Genomic DNA, 19,769 nt, shown 5'->3' with positions numbered 1-19,769 from the left:
TATTAGATAGCTTTATTTGAAATAGAAATAAGAAAAGGAGGGAAAATAATAAATATGTCTAAAGATATCGAGAATATTGAGGTCCGTAGTATTTCAGACATCATGGATATTCCTGAGGATTACAACAAACTCTCGATACCCAAATTAAAGATTACTCATAAAATAAAAGAAGGTTTAGATAAGAAGGAGTTGTCTATACGTAAATTAGCTCAGAATATTGGTTTAAAACATCCTCAAATAGTTAGAGTAACTAGTGCTAAAAATTATAATATTGATACCTTACTTAAAATATTAGATGGTTTAGATTTAGAGATAGAAATAAAACCAAAGAATAAAATATGCAAGAAAAAAGAATAGAATCTATAGTTTTTAATAATGACTAGATAAAATACTTAGTATAGCTTAGATATTTTGATAAGATTATTTAGAGTAAATTTAAAATTAGTGGATAGATGATATTTAAAACTAAAGTATTGATAATAGAGAGGTAAATCATTGATTATGAAATTTACAAATGCAGATATTTAGCGAGTTGAAATCTTAGTATTTGTGTGTAAGATCAAAACATTTATAGCTATAAGTGTTTGAGGAGGTGATTATATTATCACCTCCTTTTAATTTTAACCAGAGGTTATTAAAAGAAGGATCTTTTGTGTGAGACAAAAGATTCAGTAGCTTTGTATTAATGTGGAATATCCCTATTCAAAAGTCTATATGGAGAATCAAAGCATATAAAGGGTGTTACATTATGTAGCATCCTTTTTATTATTCCTTGAAAAAACAAAACAGGTTTGAAGAAAGCGAGATCTTTCATGAAACAGAGTGTTGAGGTCGTTGAAATTAAAGGTAAGCCAGTGGAAGTGATCGTGACGGAGTTAAACGAACCGAACTATGAAAAAATGGCGAGAGCCATTTTGAAAATGACAAGAAACATGAAAGTTAACCAGGAGGAAAGTGCTTAGAAATATATGAAAGGAGAGTGAATCGAATTGCTCCATAAAGAAATTGGCTCGGATAAAAAAGAAGAGTCCTTTTTTCGGTCTGCTTTTCAAAAACTGAAACGAATTGAAAGACCGGAAAAAGATAAACAGAAAGTTCCTCGTGACAGGTCAAAGCTGATAGCCGTCACATTATGGTCTTGTGTAGGGGGCTTGCTGTTTATATGTCTGCTTGCCGTGCTTCTGTCAATTAATACTCGATCCCAACTTAATGACATGAAAGACGAAGCGAATAAGCCAACAAATGAAGATAAACAAAAAATTTCGGTGACTGCTGCTGAAAACTTTCTGTCAGGGTTCATCAATGAATATGTGAATGTGAAGAACGATCAAGAATCTATTGAAAAACGCATGCAGAGCCTTGAAAGCTACATGGTGAAACAGGAAGATAACCATTTTGAGGATGAAGATCGTTTTAATGTGGATGGCTTAAAAGGTGATCGAGAGTTAAAAGATTACAGCTTATATAACGTGAAAGAAGGTGATAAAAACAGCCTTTTTCAATATAAGGTCACATATGAAAATCTATATCCTGTAGAAAAGGAAGTTGAAAAAGAAGTTAAAGACGGAAAGAAGAAAAAGAAGGTGAAAGAAAAGGTTAAAACAAACGAAAAATCTGAGAAACAAATGTTGCTGAATATTCCAGTCACAAATAAAGATGATTCCTTTGCGGTATCTGCTGTCCCTTACTTTACACAGATTTATGATCTGAAAGGCGATATTGCTTTTAAGGGAAAAGAAGAAACTAGAGACGAATATGCAGGCGAGAAAAAAGAATCTATCGAATCATTTCTTCAAAATTTCTTTGAGAAATACGCTTCTGAAAAGAAAGAAGAAATGGTTTATATGATGAAAAAGCCGGAAGCATTGGAAGGAAACTTGTTATTTGGGGAAGTGCAGTCAGTGAAAATCTTCGAGACGAAAAAAGGTTTCGAGGTTTTTTGTGCTGTCCGATTTAAGGAAAAAGAAAATGACATTCCGGTAAATGAAAAATTCAGTCTAGAGATTACGGAAAACAGCGGTCAGTTTTATGTAAACAAACTTAAACATCAATAGGAGGTTTAAATATGGATTTCATGAATTTCTTTATTCTTGGCGCAGACCTTCCAACACTTGGAGGGGTAAAAGGTTGGGCATCAGATGTTGTTATCCAATTCATTACGATTGTGGTCATGTTCATAGCTGCAAAGAATCTGATGAGATTAAAAATGGGCGGTATTATCTTTGTTTGCTGTATTGGTAGTGCGGTTACATGGATTATTAAGCACTGGCCAGAATTCTCCGGCTGGATCAATGCGCTAATGGAAAAACTGTAAGGGGGCATTTGAATGGGGCGTCTGGTGTTCAACTACCGGAAGGCAATGAGAGAGCCGAAAAAGATTCAGCAATTAACCGAAAATTATTCGTTACCCTTTGCAGTTGAGTTAATACCGGCTATTAACTATTTCATTTTTGTTGGTCTCTGCTTTGGATTTTGGTACGGCGTGAGGATGATTTTTCCTCACGCTTTTGATAACAGTTTCGTCATCGTGATTTTTGGAATACCGATTTTTTTCACAATGCTTGTTACGAAAATAAAGCCGGAAGGCAAAAACATCTATTTATACTTCATTGATTTTGCAAAGTATTACTTCTTCATCAAGCTTCCACAAAAGAAGTTTTGCAATGACCGAAGGGTTGATTTAAGTAATGAAAAACAAATTGAGTTTCGAAAACTTGTGAAGGTGGTGGATTATTCGGATGAGACTAAAAACGCCTATGAAGGCAATATACAAGAATTTGCTGTTAACAAGAACGGGCGACGTGTGGGCGTACTACCGAATAAAAAGCAATTCGATTCCTATGCAAAATAAAGAAAAAGTTGAATCGTATAAAAAGAAGTGGCAGCATCTTTTTGAAGAAATTACATCTTATGAGGATTTTCACTTGATGATGTATCCAAGTGAGTATGAATTAGAAAAACGATTTAAGGATTTAGAAACAGATATTGCGGCAGATGCAACGGATGTGGCACGTTACTACAATGAAGAAACGGTAAGGCTGTTAGAACAGCGATTAGGAAGGCTGACAAAGTATGACTTCATATTAGGTGTAAAACTGAAAAGCAGTCTTGTAAATATTAGTGTCGAACTTAAAGACAATATACTATCTTTTTTCAATACAGCGACTGATACAGTCGTGAAAATGCTCGGGTGGGAACAAAATGTTTCCACCTCTTTTTTTGAAAAATATGAGGAAGTCGAAGAAACACTAGCGAATATCATGGCTTCTGTTCGCGGAGAACGGCTTTCAGAAACAGAAATGACATACATTAACCGTTATCACTTTGTACGTGGGTTAAAGCACCAAACGAATGAAGAAAGTGAGATAAAGGATGTTCGCTCTATTACAAACACGATCATAGACCCCACTGACCCATCAGTTTTACATCTGCATAGTGACCAAGATGAAGGCTATTCAGCTTTTGTCGTGATTGACGAATTTCTTCACAATATGTCGGAAAGTGATTTGTTTTATGAAGCGCAGTCTCTTCCCTTCCCTGTTGAAGTTCAGATGAAAATTCAAACGGAATCAAAGTCCATTACCAAGCCTGCCCTCAACCTCAAAAGACAGCAATTGAAAGAAGAACAAAAAGAACAACAAAGCACAGGCGATCGAAGTGATGTTTCCACTGTCACAAGTGCCACAATGATAAGGCATTTACAAGATGAAATAAAGAAAGAAGATGTGCATGTGATGAACTGGCTGTCGGTGATAGTCGTTCATGGAAAGACAAAAAAAGAGTGTGTGGGAAAAGCAACGATTGTCAAAAGGCATTTAAAAGGCGCTGGCATTACTTGTCGGCTTCCGGTGGCTGATCAACTGAACCTTTTTTATAAAATGCTTCCTGGTGAAAAGTTAGACATAACTGATAAGAACTGGATTCAAAAAACAACGCAAGACGGTGTGGCAGAAAGTCTGTTTGCTGTTAACTCTGATATTGGTTCGAAAATCGGGTTCTTTCTCGGTTGGGTTGATCGTTTCCAAGAGCACACCGACTTAGAAAGTGCCATTATGTCCAGCCGTGATTTTGTCTTATTCCACCCTTTCTTAGCGAATTAGCAGTTAAAAGGTTCAAAGACACGTTCTCCTCACTGCTTAATCACAGGAGACACAGGAAACGGCAAGTCATATCTAGCGAAATTGATCTTTAACTATATCAGCATGTTAAACATCAAATCTCTGTATATAGACCCTAAAAAGGAAATGAGAAAGTGGATTCAAAGAGTCTTGAATGATGAGTACATTAGAGAGAACTTTCCCTTATATATTGCACATTTAGAGAAATACAACTATATCACGCTAGATCATGAAAACACGCACAACTGGGGAGCGCTTGACCCTATCTCCTTCCTCCCTCCTATGAAAGCAAAAGAGCTAGTTCAAGTCATTTTTGAACAAGTATATGACTTTAAAGGGAAGGACGACATAAACACAGCTTTCCTTCGTGCTACGTCAGAAGTGATTGATGCGAAACAAAAAGGTGAACAGGTCGGCTCACTTGATATTATTCGGAAGATGCAGAGCCATCCCGAAGAAGCTGTACAAAAAGCTGGTGACTATTTAAATGAGGTCGTGTCAGATTCCATTTTGAAACTTTGTATTCATGATGGTTCAAATCCTGCATTGTCACTAGAAAAGCGAATTACCATTTTAGAAGTTGAAAATATGGATTTGCCGGATCATGCTGAGCGACTCGAAAACTACACGATATCACAATTAAAATCTAGTGCCGTCATGTTTGCACTCGGTAAGTTTTGCGAACTATTCGGCATGAATCAAGATGAACAGACTGTTGAATTTATAGATGAAGCTTGGATATTTACCACGTCACAACAAGGAAAAAAAGTAGAAAGACAAATGCGCCGGATTGGTCGCTCATACAACAATGCGGAATACTTCATTTCCCAATCCACAAAAGACGCTTTAAAAGAAGAGGATTCTGGAAACTTCGGTGTTGCCTTTGCCTTTGATGAGCCGAATGAGCGTGAAGAAGTGTTGAAATGGATGAACATGGAGGTCACAAAAGAAAACAAAAAAATGATGGAATCCATGTTTCAAGGTCAATGCTTATTTAAAGATTACTATGGCCGTACCTCCAAAATTTCAATTGAATGCCTATTCGAAGAATGGCAAGGCGCTTTAAAAACAGTCGAGAAAAAAGCTGTTGCATATGCGGAAGAAAAATATTTGTAAAAGGGGTTGAATCGTACATGGAAATAGCTTTCTTAAACTCTCTTGTTGTCACGAGTCCAGGCTTTTATAAAGCTGAAAAAATCACATTGGACGAAGTGAAACAATGGCTGAATCATTATGACGGGCGATACAAAAGTTTTATCGGGCATAAATCAACGGCACTGTTTCTGCAAAAATTATTAGGCATCAAGATTGAACAAAACCGAAAGACTTTTAGGCATATGAAATATCAAAAAGCAATCTGTTTCTCTCTGTATGAACGATATCCCGAAAACGTGCTGCTAACGCAAAGAGACTTAGAGAAAGCCAAATACCAATTTTATTTATTAACTCGGTTAGATTAGGAGGTGGTTGTGATGAAGAAAAAAAGAATTCTAATTGTGTCGGCTATCGTGTTGTTGTTTCTAACTGTTGCTTCAGCTGTCACTGTTATTTCGGCTGATGGAGATACAACGACACAGCCAAAAGTCGAAAAAGCTGGCGGCGTGGAATTGAAGGTGAAAAGGTTTCCTATCTCACGTTATCAAGCGAATAATGAAGCATCTGACGATTTAATCAAGGGGGCGTTTGTTGGACTGACAAACGTCACTTTTTCTTTTGCAGGAAACATTGTCCGTGTGGTTGATGCGGGAATGGATATTTTGTATAACTTGCAACCAATTGACGAGTTTGCAAATTCTATTACAAATGTCTCTAAAACAGTTTATAAAACACTGAAAAAGAATTTCGGTGAAGCTTTATTTATTTTCACATGTGCCTATGTTGTCTACCTGTTCTGTGTAAGAGGTAGCATAAAAGAAGCAATGCGACGGAGTATTCTATTTATTTGTGTCATGGTGATCGGCGGGCTTTGGATGTCAAACGCTGGTTATTACATGAAAGCGTTGAATGCCTTGTCTGTAGAAGCGCAAGGAAAGCTTTTAACTGCGGGAAATGGATTGGTTGGTATTGTGCGTGATGAAGGCAATTTTGCAGACAGTTCTGGGATTGAAAAAGGAAAAGAAATGGAAGGCACAGTTGCGGTTATGCGTAATCTTTACTTTGACATTGCTTTGATGAAGCCTTTTTTAATTGTGAATTTTGATGAAACAAGCGAAAAGAAAATCAATGAGAAAGATACAGATAAAGGCGGACTTAATCGTATAGATAAACTGCTTTCTTATAAGCTTTCAGAGGATGGAGAAAAAGATAAAAAAGATTATATAAAAGAAACTGAAATTGATGAATATAAAAATGAATCTATGACTTCTGGAAATGTGTTTAATCAGCTTGGAGAATCTTTTATTGCTGTGGTCGCTTCTATTGTTATTGGAATCCCATTTTTGGCACTAGCGTTTTTTAATTTCTTGCTTCAAGTTGTTGCTTTAGTCATTGTCTTTTTCGTACCATTCGCTTTCATATTAGCGTATGTTCCCCAATTAGCTTACTCTGGATTTGTCACTCTTGGACGTTTGGGGAGTGTTTATCTACTGAAAGCAATGTTAGGTATTATTGTTCTGTTTGTGTACGTGACATGTTTTATCGTTGACAAGTTAATACCTCCAAACGGTTTCGGAATGTATCTTTTGAATGTTGCTGTCCTTGCCTCAATTTTGTGGATTGGTTTTCACAAGAGGGATGCTATTATCAAGTTTGTGACTGCTGGAAAAGTAGTTTCAGTTGATAATAATATGATGGAAAACATGAGACAAAACATTGTTCAGCCTGCTTGGGAACAAGCAAAGAAAATAGGTGGAGTATGGGGTAACGGAGGCGGCGTATTTACTGACTTTACAAAGCATTTTGGGGGAAGAAAAGACGGTTCGAATGCTGATGGCGTAACTGGTGCTCCAAGTGCCGGCGGTAATTCTCCGAGTGGGGCTGCTATGAGCTATGATAATACTCATGCCATTTCAAGAACCCCGCAAAAAGAAACAGCAAACGGAATAGCTAGTCATAACAGTCGAAGCTTAAAACGAAATCCTCAAACTCTATCGAAAGAACAAGAAAAGCAAAAACAAAAAGAAGTCTTTGCAAATGCAAAAGAAAATAAACAGCAATCCCATTTAGACAGATTGAGAAAAGACGGGATAAACTCTCCTATGCTGAAAGATGCTTTGAATGAAGGAAATGAGGATTTATCCAAACGAGCACCTATCTTGCAGGATAAAAAAGATGAATCAGCACGAACAGATCAAAAAGAATATGTGGAACAGCTTCTTAAACAGCCCAATAACCAGCAACAAACTGACGTTGCATCATTACAACATGAAGAAGAAATTGCTTCTAATCGAGCGCCTGTCTTACAAGAGAATGATAAAGATACAGAACGCACTGATCAGAAAGAGTATGTTTATGAAGAACAAAAGCAAAATCCTGAAACAGATCAGCAACAAGATTTTGAAGTGCAGAAAGATGATTCTGTTTCAAAGAGTGAGCCTGTAGCACAAGAGAGATCAGCAGAGATCAAAAGATCAGACCAAAAAGTTATGACGAATCACCCTGACCCGGAGCTCGGTTTTGAAAGCTCTCAATCTACAAAAGTAGAAAATCAACCTATTGCCAATAACGCACGTAAAATCAGACCATCTGAACCCGCAAAAGTTCATTCAGATGGTATTCGTGTTGAGGAAAAACAGACTGTTGCCCCTGCTGAAAGTAAGACTGTATCAAGAGAAAAACAGCCTTCAGCACCTAGTGTTAAACGGACTGAACAAAGCGTTAATACATTTGAGCAAGTCTCGTTAAATGAAATTGCAAGACGCTCTTCATCAAAAGTAGAAGATCGACTGAGAAGGGATGAAAGGACAAAATGATAAGTAAAAAGGTAGTTCTTCCTGTGGTGTTCTCGGCTCCTTTTATCTTCTTTTTTGTTTTATGTATCGCAGTGATTATGACCATTTCAAGAGAAAATCACGTGGGAGACGATTTCATAGGCGGCGGGGATGGCGAATATGAAACAGTTGGCATTGCACCGGAGGTCGAACGATTTAGGGCTGTATTTGAGAAATACGCCCGTCAGGAAGGCGTTTTTGACCAAGTGAATATTATAATGGCGCTCACCATGCAGGAAAGTGGTGGGCGTTCTTTAGATATTATGCAAAGTTCCGAGAGTATCGGTTTACCTCCAAACTCCATAACTGACCCAGAACGTTCGATTGAAGTTGGCATTAAACATTTTAAGAAGGTTTTTAAACAGGCTGGCGGTGATGTTCGTTTAACCTTACAGGCATACAACTTCGGTTCTGGATTTATAGACTATGTGAAAAAGAATGGCGGGAAATACACTAAGAAATTAGCACTCGATTTTAGCCGGCTGCAAGCCTTTAAAATGGGCTGGAAAAGCTACGGTGACCCAAGTTATGTTGACCATGTCATGAGGTATGTGAAAGGCTCTGATAAAAATGTAAAGCCTGTGAACGGTTCTATGGATTTCTATGAAACGGTCATGAAAGAAGCTTTAAAGTATGAAGGGCAACCGTATGCCTGGGGCGGTTCAAATCCGAAAACTGGATTCGATTGTTCGGGCCTTGTTCAATGGTCTTTTGCGAAAGCTGGAATCACTCTTCCAAGAACAGCACAAGAACAACATGGAGCAACAAAGAAAATAAGTGAAAAAGAAGCGACTGCGGGTGACTTAGTGTTCTTTGGCGGCACATACGAAGGAAAAGCCATTACTCACGTCGGTATCTATGTAGGCGATGGCAGAATGTTTAATTCAAATGACAGTGGAATTGAATATTCTGATCTGAAATCAGGTTACTGGAGAGAGCACCTTGTATCTTTTGGACGCATTAAATAACTAGGAGTGAAAACATGAAAACACATATTGCATGGGCTTCAGCTTGTTTATTATTGATATTGCTGACCGGATTTTTTACGAATGGACAGCAAACGTATAAGATTGAAAAGTTAAAGGATAAAAATGAAGTTTTAACAGAAAAAATTAAGGAATTGAACCATATAGAATCAACAAGCAGCGCTTCAGAAAACAAGGCATTTTTTGAAGCGTTTTTTAATTACTCGGATATAGATAAGCGATATGAGACAGTTAAGAAGCACACAACTGGAAAAGGGTTTGATTATGCATTCCCTTCTCGTTCTGATCAAAAGCACACAGTCAGTGTGCAAAGTGAGTTACTTTCACTAGAGAGTTATTCAAAGCCGTTAGATGAATCTCATGAATTATTCTTAAACATTGTTGAAGTCGCCACAACTGCAAATTCAGTCACTACGAATCAAGTGTTAATTGTACAAACAACTATGAAAAAAGAGAAAGATGGTTGGTTAGTTGATAATGTGCAGGTCAAGGGAAATGGATAAAAGGTGGAAAAGATCGAATTGTTTGTTTATACTAAATATTGAAAAAGGAGGTAATGTTTATTTTGAAAAACCTTTTTATTTTCCTTAGTTTAATAATGATGATAATTTTAACTGCATGTGGCGGAAACAAATATGATGATGCGATTGATAAAGTTATAGGTTTGGAGAAAAAGAAAGATAAAGAATATGGTTTTGATACAGATGGAATGGAAAGAGAAAATGCAATAGTTCGAGTTTTTGATGGTGGGAAATATATCCAGCTTGGCTTTTATACAGATAATCCAAATAGAGAGATAGCCCCTTACTCATATTATGAAAAGATCGGCGATTCTTATAAGGAACTTGACCATATGCCGGGTAATGGAGAAAATGATAGGCTGGGGTTGTCAAAGAAGATACCGGATTATGAAGAAGCAAAAGGTGAAGAAACTAAGTTAGAGGAGTAAACCATGTGTTTGCTCCTCTTTTTTTCTGTTTATGAAAGTTGGTTATTGTTAGCTAGCGAATGCAAAACAGTTATAATTTATAGGAAGGGGGGATAAAATGAAAAAAGAATTTGAGCAAACAACACTAGAGGAAAATGTTTACTGTTCCAAATGTAAAAATAATACTAAACATTTAATAATAAAGAGTCATAGAAGAGGTTCATTTCAAGAAATTGAACCAGAATTTCAGTGGCAGGAATCATTTCATATTGTAGAGTGTGCAGGTTGTCAAAATATTTCTTTTGTTAATCAATATGGGGATGAGGATACTTGGGAATATGTGAGAGGAGAAAGGGAGTGGCACGATGTCTTTAAAGTTTATCCAGAAAAACGATTTGAGGATACAGAAGAGTATAGGATAGAACAAGCATTCAAGAACCGATATTGGCTAAAAGTAAAAGCGTTTAGTTATGTACCGTCAGCTCTTTATAATTTGTATAAGCAAATTATTCAAGCTTATAATGAAAATCTTAATATATTGTGTGCTTCAGGTTTAAGGATTTTATTAGAAGGTATATGCAACGATCTAGGTATAAAAAAAGGGTATGTTTATGATAAGGATAAACAAATTATTAAAAAAAATGGAGAGACCAATCCCAAAAAAAGAGAGAGTTTAGAGGGGAAGTTTTTTGGTCTTTATGACAATGGTTATATATTGTTTAATCAAGCGCTTATTTTACAAAAAATAAGGGGCATCGGAAATGAAGCGATTCATGAAGTTGTTGAACCTGATAAATTAGTTTCAAAAAAAATAATCATTATTGTAGAGAGCATTCTAGAAAACACTTATGAATTAGAGCATCATGAGTTATTGAAGTTGAAAGAAGATGAAGATTTAAAAGGTTAACCCTAATTTTATTTCTGGTTTAGGTATTATTCAAATCTTTTAGGCTTATTCACGCTTACTCAACTAAAGAATAAAATGAACTGTTTAAGAAGTAGACGTAAAAGTCTGCTTTTTTTTATATATTAAAAGCATGCTTGTCAAGCCACTAAAGATTTGCTCATACCGCAAAAAAACCGCAAAGGTGTAGATATATTGTACCTTTTTACAATTCATCTTTGTAAAATAAAGGGTGTTCTGACATAATACAATTAATGTAAATATTCGCACAATTGTAAGGATGGGGGAATTTTCTTGCGAGGTGTTTTAGATAAAGATAAAATTCCATATGATGTAGTTACAAAAAAATTAAACGAATGGTACACCCATATAAAAAATGATGCTCTTGAGAAAGCTAAACAAATAAAAAAAGAAGTTGAAGAAGATCTAAAAAAAATGGAAGAAAGTAAAGATGCTTTACTATATTATCAATTACTTGAATTCCGCCACGAGTTATTGGTCAATTACATGAATTCAGAAAAGACAGAAGAATTGAAAAGTTCATATCTGGCTATGAAAAAGTTGGAGGACCAGGGCAATGTTACTGGAATGTTGGAATATTATTTTCATTTCTTTATGGGGATGTATGAATTCAGAAGAAAAAAACTAACTGCGGCAATAACTTCATATAGAAAAGCAGAAGCTAAATTAAGTGAAGTAGATGATGAGATTGAAAAAGCAGAATTCTTTTTTAAAGTATCATATGTTTATTACTATATGAAGCAAACATACTTTTCGCTTAACTATGCCTATAGAGCTCTTGAAATATATCAAAGGTATGATGATTACTTTATACAGAGATTAAGATGTCAATTTGTATTAGGTGGAAACTTTATTGACTCCCTAGAATATGAAAAGGCATTGGATACATTTATGGAAGCGTTAAAAATAGCTGAAGAAATTAAAATTGATTATTTAATTGGGATGGCACACATCAACATAGGTATTTGCTTTGATGAGTTAAAAGACTACAAAAGTGCATCAAGTCATCTAAAAAAGGCGTTAGATTTGTTAGAGGTTAGCGATCACAGTTTTGTTGCGAAAACTCTTTTTATTTTAACACATGTAAAGATCAAGCAAGGTGACAAAGAATCAGCTGGTGACTATTTTCAAAAAGGACATGAGTTTGTAAATAAAACAAATGATGCTGAATATAATGCTAAATTTAAAATATTAGAAGGACTTTATTTTTCAAATGGTGAATATGAATTGATTAGTGAGGCTTTTGCATATTTTGATTCAATGAAAATGTATGCAGATTTAGAGAACTATGCTGTTGAAGTGGCCCAATTTTTTCATCGGAAACAGGATTTTCAACGCTCAAGTGAATATTATATGATGAGTGTTGAAGCAAGAAACAAAATTAAAAAAGGAGAGATTATTAATGAAACTCAGTCGGGTCATATTGGCAGTAGCGGTGTTAACTAGTGTTCTGTCCTTTTCAACTTTTGATGTGGGAACTAATAATGAATTAATAAAGATTGCTTCGGATAGAGTGGCAGCATAAATGAAAAAGCCCTTCAATCGTTCAACATTGAACGAAAGAAGGCTTTTTTTATGCTCACCAATTGTACTCCAAAACAGACGAAAAAATATAAAAAACAAGAAAATTAAAAGCAAAAAACGCCTGAAAAACCAACATAATTAACTATTTGGATCATTACGCAGATCCAACAGGATTACACGTTTTTTTAACGGCCGGGTTCTAAGTCCTCCAGCATTTCCATCATCGTGTTGTCGTCCATGACATTCATTGCGCTTTGTTCAAAATGAATGGGTTCAGCATAATGCGGCTGTCTTTTTTTCGCGGCAGTCTCAGTTTGCCTAGTTTGAGACTGTGTATGCTGATGCTGTGGTTGCTGCTGTCCTGCGTGCTGGTGCTGACGGCCATTTTGCCGCTGGCTTTGATTCTGCGAACGGTCCTGGTTATCACCGCTGCCGCCGCTAAATGCTTGTTTGACTATGTTTCCTACATTAGAAGCATCAAACGTGTTATTTTCTGAATTTCGTCTGTTCATTTGTCCTGTGATAAACCCGCTGATTCTGTGGCGGATCTGAGGTGATAATGCAGCAATAAGCATAGTTGATCCTATGATCAATGCTGTGGGGCTGATTCCTCTTCGCTGGTTGAACAACATGATCCCTCCTTTGCAATGTATTCATATTTTCCCCCTCATTAGACAAATTAACCGTTATATTTCCCGGGAAAGCATTTCCTCCAGATTTGCATGCATAATTAAAGCCAGTTAGAAAAACCTATACGTAAAGTGATAAAGGAGGAATTCACATGCTTGGAAAAAAACAAGTTCTTGCGTCTGTGCTTCTTATCCCTTTGCTTATGACTGGCTGCGGTGTGGCCGACCAAGGTGAGGGCAGACGTGATAATAATGATGTAAGAAATGTAAACTATCGAAATCCGGCCAATGACGATATGCGCAATGTAAACAACCGGGATAATGTTGACAACAATGTTACTGATAATGTCAATAACAATAACAATCGTGTAAATGACGATAATAACAACGACCGGAAACTCGAGGTTGCTGATGAAGCAGCTGATAAAGTAACAGACCTAAAAGAAGTAAAACATGCCGATGTCATTGTTGCTGGAAATCAAGCTTACGTTGCAGTCGTTTTAACTAATGGAAATAAAGGTGCAGTAGAAGACAATTTGAAGAAAAAAATAGCCAAAAAGGTAAGATCTACTGACAAAAACATTGATAATGTTTACGTTTCAGCTAACCCTGATTTTGTAGAGCGTATGCAAGAATATGGAAAGCGTATTCAAAAGGGTGACCCAATCGCCGGATTATTTGATGAATTTATACAAACTGTACAGCGCGTATTCCCTAACCCTGAATAAATGAAAAAAGCCGCACAATTTGTGCGGCTTTTTCTTTGCGTTAATGACACACTGCGAACTCAGGCTGCATAGAGTAAAAATAAAAAGGTACAAGACGGACCGGCTCAGGGAGGGAGACGTTTGCGGGATGGCATAGGAAAGCGTGCGGCATCCGCTCTATTCCTGTGCGGAGTCCTTGTGATGCTGGCTGTAAGCTCAGCCATCGTATCAAGCGCGATGTATATCCTGTCTTTTCCAGGTCAGGCATCTGGAATAACAAAAGAACAAGTGACGAAGCACATGAAGAAAGAGTCATTCAAACAGGCCGATATTTATTACACTTCTAAGGAAAAGTCCTTACTGCCATTGACGAAAGAAACGCTTGAATATGCAGTCAGTATTAATCAGATTATGATTGGATATTCGAATCAAAAGCCTATTGACATTATTTTTTTTCCTAATGAAAAACAGATGGAGGCTTACTCCGGTTTATTGGATGTAGTTGGTTTTTATTCTGAACGGGAGCAGCTGATCGGATTGTTGCCTGAAGAGAAAAAGAAACTGTTAGAAGGGGACGAGGTAGCGGTTTATTTGTACCAGAGATTGTTGATTCATGAATACTCGCACCATGCGTTTCACCAGAAATTGAAGGAGCTTGAGACGGATCCCGATGAGTTTCCGTTATGGTTTCATGAAGGGTTAAGCGAGTGGATTGCGAACTATGAATTGCTCATAGATCCGATCACGTTTTCTGTCGTGCCCTTTGACCGTTTGCAGACTGATCGAGACTGGCAGGAAGCTAGAGCCGAATATGACACTGATGTCTATTTGCAAAGCTTTTATATGATCGATGAGCTGACGGACAAATACGGGAAAGATATTATTTCAGAAATGATTAAGGAAACGGCAAAAAAAGGGGACTTTGAAAAAGGGTTTAAATCAGCAACAAAGGAATGTCTTGATCAATTTGAAAAAGATTTTAAGAAAAAATTTGAAAAAAACAGTGCGGCATTGGATAGTATCTATCCAATGCCTTTGTTATTAGTGAAGTCCTTGCTGACCCATTCCGCCATTCCGACTTGTGTCGGAGGCATTTGTCCTTGGGCAGGGGCGAATGAATTTCGCAGCTGTTCCATATCCTGCGCATCAAGCTGAGGAACCTGGTAATAGCCGTGTTTGTTTTGGTATAGGAAAATTTCAAATGCCATTTCAACATACTCCTGAATTTGCGCAGACAGTACGCGTCTTACGGCCGGATTTGTCATTTCCAGAGAAGCCATCGTCAGCATAGAAGCTTGTGCTTTAATCGCGCAAAGCATTTGTCGGCTGATGATGCTGTCATCAATATCATTCATGGATTGAACAGGTTTTTTAGGCTGTGACGGCTGCATGCCGTAAACAGTCTGGTTGTCTTCCTTCATCATATAAGTTGCTGTTTTTTGTGAAGGTTCGCTTCCTGTTTTGAAGCATTCTGCACGATCAAGGATGTTTAGTAATTCTTGATCCTTACAGAATTGTCTCAGCATCATAAACTGATCAAGCACAGTAAGTGTTCCGGAAAGCACCTCATGCATATCAAACATTTCATGTCCGCCGTGGTTTTTATGCGGTTTGCCAGGAATACCTTTGTTCATTTGGGATTGCTGCTGCTGATTGAACTGATCCAAACCGAATTCCTCGTTTTTTTTCAGATCAGCTGTATTTTGTGTCAGTCTGCCGTGTATTTTGCAGAAGCCTGAAAGGAATTATATGCTGTCTGTCGAAATGATAAGCAGACAAAATCGTTGTCATTATGTGTATAAGGGAGGAAATATGATGAGGCGTATTCTGCATATTGTGTTGATCACAGCATTAATGTTCTTAAATGTAATGTACACGTTCGAAGCTGTAAAGGCAGCTGAACCGCAACAGCCTATATCGATTGAGAAGGCAATACAGCAAAAAGAAGGACAGGCGCTTGTCGAAGGATATGCAGTCGGCCAGGCTGTTTCCCCGCAGCATTATAAGCTGACAAGCCCTTTTTCAAATGATTATAATGTCGCGCTGGCAGACCGTAAAAACGAGACATCGCCTGATCACATCCTTCCTGTGCAAATCCCCTCCGCCTTCAGAAGCCAATTTGGGCTGCAAACCAATCCGCTTCTTCTTGGGAAAAAGATAACGGTTCAAGGAAAACTTGATAATTACTTTAACACGACAGGACTTAAAAACGTTCAGTCGATGAACGTAACCGATGACACGAAAACTCCGCCGGCTGAACAGCAAGTGACCATAAATGAAGCACGGGGAAGGCTGAATGAAGAAGTAACGATAAAAGGGATCATTACAGCTGATCAAAACGCAATCGGAGGCGGGAAGCTGTCGACCTTTTTGCAAGATGAAACCGGAGGCATTAACATTTATTCGCCATCCCCTGAACAATTTCCCGAATTAAAAGAGGGTATGGATGTCACGGTGACAGGGAAAATCACGTCTTACCAGGGGCTGAAAGAAATCGTTCCAAGCTCATCAGGCATCAAAATCAACCAGTCAAACCAATCCCTCCCCGCCCCCAAACACTTAACAATCAATGAACTTATTAACGGCAGCCTAGGTGATCAGTATGAAGGACGCCTTGTGAAACTAACCGCTTTTGTTTCCTCAATTCCAAGTTCTCCTGCCGGCGGCGGTTACAATGTAACAATGATTGATGACGACCATCATGCAATGACGCTCCGGGTTATGAATGAAACAGGGGTGATAGACGAGCTTGATGAGGGCAAATGGTATGACTTTACCGGTGTGTTAAGCAGATACCAAACCTTTCAGCTGCTTCCGCGAAAATCGGCTGACCTGAAGCTGCTTGAAGAGCAGCCCGCACCTCCGTCTGCGGAGGGAGAATATGAAGGGATTGTTGACCGAGTAGTTGACGGCGATACCATTCATCTTAAATCTCCGGTGCTTGGAACGACAAAAATCCGGTTTGTAAATGTAGATACACCCGAAACATATCACACACCAAAAAATGACGCAGATGAAAATCAATTAAGATTTGGCAAAAAAGCATCTGACTATCTAAAAACGGTTCTGTCCCCGGGTGATAAAATTACTGTCAAGGTCGGGAGTGAAGCCAAGGACAGTTATGGCAGATTGCTCGGACAAGTCTTAACCGAATCAGGTTCAAACGTGAACTTAGAGCTTGTAAAAAACGGCTATGCTCCGACGTATTTTATTTGGCCGGTTGACAATGAAGAGGATTATCAGCAATTTCAGGCCGCAGTAGCCGCTGCAAAAAAAGATCAAAAAGGAATTTGGAATGAAAACGATCCCCTCATGGAAATGCCGTTTGAATTCAGAGCCAGAGAGCAAGGGAAAGGCTTGACAAGATATGTAGGGGATTCGTCGAATAAAACATATGTGCAGCCAGCTGACTGGAAGAAGATAGCTGTGGAAAACAGAATTTTCTTCGCCTCAGCAAGTGAAGCGGAGAGCGCGGGATATAAAAAAACGCAAACGGCACCTCAAGAACATGTGCCGCTTAGAATTCTCAGCATGAATGATTTGCATGGCAAAATCGATCAGCAATATGAGCTTGATCTTGATGGAAATGGAATTGCAGACGGCACGTTTGGACGCATGGATTATGCCGCCGCATATTTAAAAGAAAAAAAGGCTGAAAAGAAAAACTCGCTGATTGTGCACGCGGGAGATATGATCGGCGGAAGCTCTCCAGTTTCCTCTCTTCTTCAGGATGAACCGACTGTAGAACTGATGGAGGACATCGGATTTGATGTCGGAACCGTGGGAAACCACGAATTTGATGAAGGCACGGATGAACTTCTGAGGATCTTAAATGGCGGTGATCATCCGAAAGGCACAAACGGATATGATGGACAGAACTTTCCCCTTGTATGTGCCAATTGTAAAATGAAATCAACTGGAGAGCCCTTTTTGCCGGCTTATGACATCATAAATGTGGAGGGCGTACCCGTTGCTTTTATCGGAGTTGTCACACAGTCGGCAGCTGGCATGGTTATGCCTGAAGGGATAAAGAATATCGAGTTTACAGATGAAGTGACAGCGGTGAATGAGGCGGCCAATGAGCTCAAGAAAAAAGGCGTGAAGGCCATCGCGGTTCTCGCACATATGTCAGCTGAACAAAACACCAACGCCATTACCGGTGAGTCTGCTGATCTTGCAAACAAAACAGATTCTGAAATTGACGTGATTTTTGCCGCGCATAATCATCAGGTTGTTAACGGTGAAGTGAATGGAAAACTGATTGTTCAAGCGTTTGAATATGGAAAAGCGATAGGTGTCGTTGATGTAGAGATCGATAAAACGACAAAAGACATTGTCAAAAAGTCCGCGGAAATCGTATATGTTGATCAAAGTAAAATCGAACCGGATGTCAGCGCGTCAGCCATTTTAAAGAAATACGAAACAATTGCGGAACCGATTATCAGCGAGGTAGTCGGCGAAGCCGCTGTTGATATGGAAGGGGGGTATTCAAATGATGGCGATACGCCTCTTGGAAACCTGATTGCGGATGGTATGAGAGCTGCCATGAAAACGGATTTTGCCCTTATGAATGGCGGCGGCATCCGTGAAGCGCTGAAGAAGGGCCCGATTACGTGGGGAGATCTTTACAATATTCAGCCGTTTGGAAATGTGTTAACGAAGCTTGAGATTAAAGGAAAAGATTTAAGAGAGATTATCAATGCTCAAATCTCGCCTGTTTTTGGGCCTGACTACAGCATCAGCGGGTTTACGTATACGTGGGATAAAGAAACCGGAAAAGCAGTTGATTTGAAAATGGCAGATGGCACCGAGATCCAGCCCGATGCCACATATACATTGACCGTCAACAACTTTATGGCGACGGCGACAGGAGCCAAATATCAGCCAATCGGACTGCTGGGAAAAAATCCGGTGACAGGGCCTGAGGATTTGGAAGCCACAGTTGAGTACGTGAAAAGTTTTGATGAGCCAATTGCGTATACAAAAGAGGGAAGAATTAAGCTTGCTGAAGCCAGTGATATTGAAGACCCTGTAACAGAAGACCCGATTACGGAAAAGCCCGGAGATGATCCGGTGACGGAGGATCCGATTAAAGAGGATCCAAGGCCAGGTGAAGATTTGCCTGATATAAAAGAAACTCCGGGAACAGCACCGGTTCATCAGCTGCCGCCTTCAGCCATTTCGAGATTCAATGAAATACCAATCAACAACACAAAAACCGCTGATACTGCTAATAGCATCAGCACATTGCCGTTACAAACCGAGACTGCAGAAAGCGGGTCTGATCATCAGCTTCCGGATACGTCAGCGGGCTACTATAACTTTATGGTAATCGGTGCGGCGGTGACATTGTCAGGAACTTATCTATATGTCAGAAGAAAAAGGAGCGCCTCCAGAACGTGAAAAAAGTTATTCCACTATTCATCATTGCTGCCGGCCTAGTGATCGCAGGCTATGGAGGCTTTAAATTGATCGATACGAATATGAAAACGGAACAGACACTAAAAGAAGCAAAACTTGCGGCTGAAAAGCCGCAGGAACCTTTGGGGACGAAAAATAGCACAGATCAAGCAAAGAACAAAGCATCATTTAAGCCTGAGACCGGACAAGCGAGCGGCATTTTAGAAATACCGAAAATCAATGCAGAGCTTCCGATCGTGGAGGGCACCGATGCTAATGATTTAGAAAAAGGTGTCGGGCATTACAAGGACAGCTATTATCCTGATGAAAACGGACAAATTGTGCTGTCAGGGCATCGGGATACCGTGTTTCGCCGGACGGGAGAGCTGGAAAAGGGGGATCGGCTCCGCATTCTCCTGTCATATGGAGAATTCACATATGAAATTGTAAAAACAAAAATTGTCGATAAGGATGACACATCTATTATCACGCTCCAGCATGAAAAGGAAGAGCTGATTCTGACGACCTGCTATCCGTTTTCATACGTCGGAAATGCCCCGAAGCGCTATATTATATATGGAAAACGAGTGACTTAAAAAGCCGTGGCGGTGCCTGCGGCTTTT

General features: G+C 38.8%; 16 protein-coding genes and 3 pseudogenes. 17 read left to right on the top strand and 2 right to left on the bottom strand.

Features of this window, described 5'->3' with window-relative positions:
* Window positions 1–54 precede the first annotated feature (54 nt).
* The 14 genes and pseudogenes from PUN35_RS09770 (at window position 55) to PUN35_RS09705 (ending at window position 12,332) form a co-directional block, all read left to right on the top strand.
* Window positions 55–357 carry a helix-turn-helix domain-containing protein gene (locus PUN35_RS09770; protein ID WP_049832636.1) on the top strand — a complete coding sequence of 101 codons (303 nt, stop codon included), beginning with the start codon at window positions 55–57 and terminating at the stop codon, window positions 355–357.
* 348 nt (window positions 358–705) lie between these two features.
* Window positions 706–795, top strand: a pseudogene (locus tag PUN35_RS09765) (hypothetical protein); the annotation flags it as partial.
* 17 nt (window positions 796–812) lie between these two features.
* Window positions 813–962 (top strand): hypothetical protein, encoded by a 150-nt coding sequence (locus tag PUN35_RS09760; protein WP_003328171.1) that lies wholly within the window; start codon window positions 813–815, stop codon window positions 960–962.
* 27 nt (window positions 963–989) lie between these two features.
* Window positions 990–2,054, top strand: coding sequence for a conjugal transfer protein (locus tag PUN35_RS09755; RefSeq protein ID WP_031600310.1), 1,065 nt, complete (start codon window positions 990–992; stop codon window positions 2,052–2,054).
* 11 nt (window positions 2,055–2,065) lie between these two features.
* Window positions 2,066–2,314 carry a transposon conjugation system subunit ConC gene (gene conC, locus PUN35_RS09750; RefSeq protein ID WP_031600311.1) on the top strand — a complete coding sequence of 83 codons (249 nt, stop codon included), beginning with the start codon at window positions 2,066–2,068 and terminating at the stop codon, window positions 2,312–2,314.
* Between the two features lie 12 nt (window positions 2,315–2,326).
* The gene (locus PUN35_RS09745) at window positions 2,327–2,851 is read left to right on the top strand and encodes a conjugal transfer protein (RefSeq protein WP_041516364.1); all 525 of its coding nucleotides are present in this window, start codon (window positions 2,327–2,329) and stop codon (window positions 2,849–2,851) included.
* A pseudogene (gene conE, locus PUN35_RS09740) lies at window positions 2,739–5,234 on the top strand (VirB4-like ATPase ConE). The gene PUN35_RS09745 and the pseudogene conE overlap by 113 nt, the downstream one beginning before the upstream one ends.
* Window positions 5,235–5,251: 17 nt before the next feature.
* Window positions 5,252–5,578, top strand: coding sequence for a YddF family protein (locus tag PUN35_RS09735; RefSeq protein WP_031600315.1), 327 nt, complete (start codon window positions 5,252–5,254; stop codon window positions 5,576–5,578).
* A 3-nt stretch (window positions 5,579–5,581) separates the two neighbouring features.
* Window positions 5,582–8,029, top strand: a complete 2,448-nt coding sequence (conG, locus tag PUN35_RS09730; protein WP_031600316.1) for a transposon conjugation system subunit ConG — start codon at window positions 5,582–5,584, stop codon at window positions 8,027–8,029.
* Entirely contained in the window at window positions 8,026–9,015 is a 990-nt protein-coding gene (locus tag PUN35_RS09725) for a bifunctional lytic transglycosylase/C40 family peptidase (protein ID WP_033881969.1), read from the top strand. Before conG ends, PUN35_RS09725 begins: the two co-directional genes overlap by 4 nt.
* A 14-nt stretch (window positions 9,016–9,029) precedes the next feature.
* On the top strand, window positions 9,030–9,536 hold the full coding sequence (locus tag PUN35_RS09720) for a hypothetical protein (RefSeq protein WP_031600318.1): 507 nt from the start codon (window positions 9,030–9,032) through the stop codon (window positions 9,534–9,536).
* A 62-nt stretch (window positions 9,537–9,598) separates the two neighbouring features.
* Window positions 9,599–9,982 carry a cystatin-like fold lipoprotein gene (locus PUN35_RS09715; protein WP_033881966.1) on the top strand — a complete coding sequence of 128 codons (384 nt, stop codon included), beginning with the start codon at window positions 9,599–9,601 and terminating at the stop codon, window positions 9,980–9,982.
* 97 nt (window positions 9,983–10,079) lie between these two features.
* Entirely contained in the window at window positions 10,080–10,868 is a 789-nt protein-coding gene (locus PUN35_RS09710; protein ID WP_014479271.1) for a DUF4145 domain-containing protein, read from the top strand.
* A gap of 291 nt (window positions 10,869–11,159) precedes the next feature.
* Window positions 11,160–12,332 (top strand): Rap family tetratricopeptide repeat protein, encoded by a 1,173-nt coding sequence (locus PUN35_RS09705; RefSeq protein WP_014479273.1) that lies wholly within the window; start codon window positions 11,160–11,162, stop codon window positions 12,330–12,332.
* Between the two features lie 263 nt (window positions 12,333–12,595).
* Here PUN35_RS09705 and PUN35_RS09700 read toward each other — a convergent pair whose 3' ends face one another.
* Window positions 12,596–13,042, bottom strand: a complete 447-nt coding sequence (locus tag PUN35_RS09700; protein ID WP_014479275.1) for a hypothetical protein — start codon at window positions 13,040–13,042, stop codon at window positions 12,596–12,598.
* 149 nt (window positions 13,043–13,191) lie between these two features.
* Between PUN35_RS09700 and PUN35_RS09695 the strand changes: the two genes are divergently transcribed.
* The gene (locus tag PUN35_RS09695) at window positions 13,192–13,767 is read left to right on the top strand and encodes a YhcN/YlaJ family sporulation lipoprotein (RefSeq protein WP_014479276.1); all 576 of its coding nucleotides are present in this window, start codon (window positions 13,192–13,194) and stop codon (window positions 13,765–13,767) included.
* Between the two features lie 1,020 nt (window positions 13,768–14,787).
* On the opposite strand, the pseudogene PUN35_RS09690 reads toward PUN35_RS09695, so the two are convergent.
* Window positions 14,788–15,413, bottom strand: a pseudogene (locus tag PUN35_RS09690) (spore coat protein).
* 82 nt (window positions 15,414–15,495) lie between these two features.
* On the opposite strand from PUN35_RS09690, the gene yhcR reads away from it, so the two are divergent.
* Both yhcR and srtA read left to right on the top strand, forming a co-directional pair.
* Window positions 15,496–19,149, top strand: coding sequence for a sortase-dependent nonspecific endonuclease YhcR (gene yhcR, locus PUN35_RS09685; protein ID WP_072592517.1), 3,654 nt, complete (start codon window positions 15,496–15,498; stop codon window positions 19,147–19,149).
* The gene (gene srtA / locus PUN35_RS09680; RefSeq protein WP_014479279.1) at window positions 19,146–19,742 is read left to right on the top strand and encodes a sortase SrtA; all 597 of its coding nucleotides are present in this window, start codon (window positions 19,146–19,148) and stop codon (window positions 19,740–19,742) included. Before yhcR ends, srtA begins: the two co-directional genes overlap by 4 nt.
* Window positions 19,743–19,769: the final 27 nt, after the last annotated feature.

It is taken from the genome of Bacillus sp. N3378-2at (assembly GCF_033412715.1).
Classification (GTDB): domain Bacteria; phylum Bacillota; class Bacilli; order Bacillales; family Bacillaceae; genus Bacillus; species Bacillus subtilis.
Note: the sequence above shows the minus strand (reverse complement) of the source record. Positions and strands in the feature narration are given on the sequence as shown.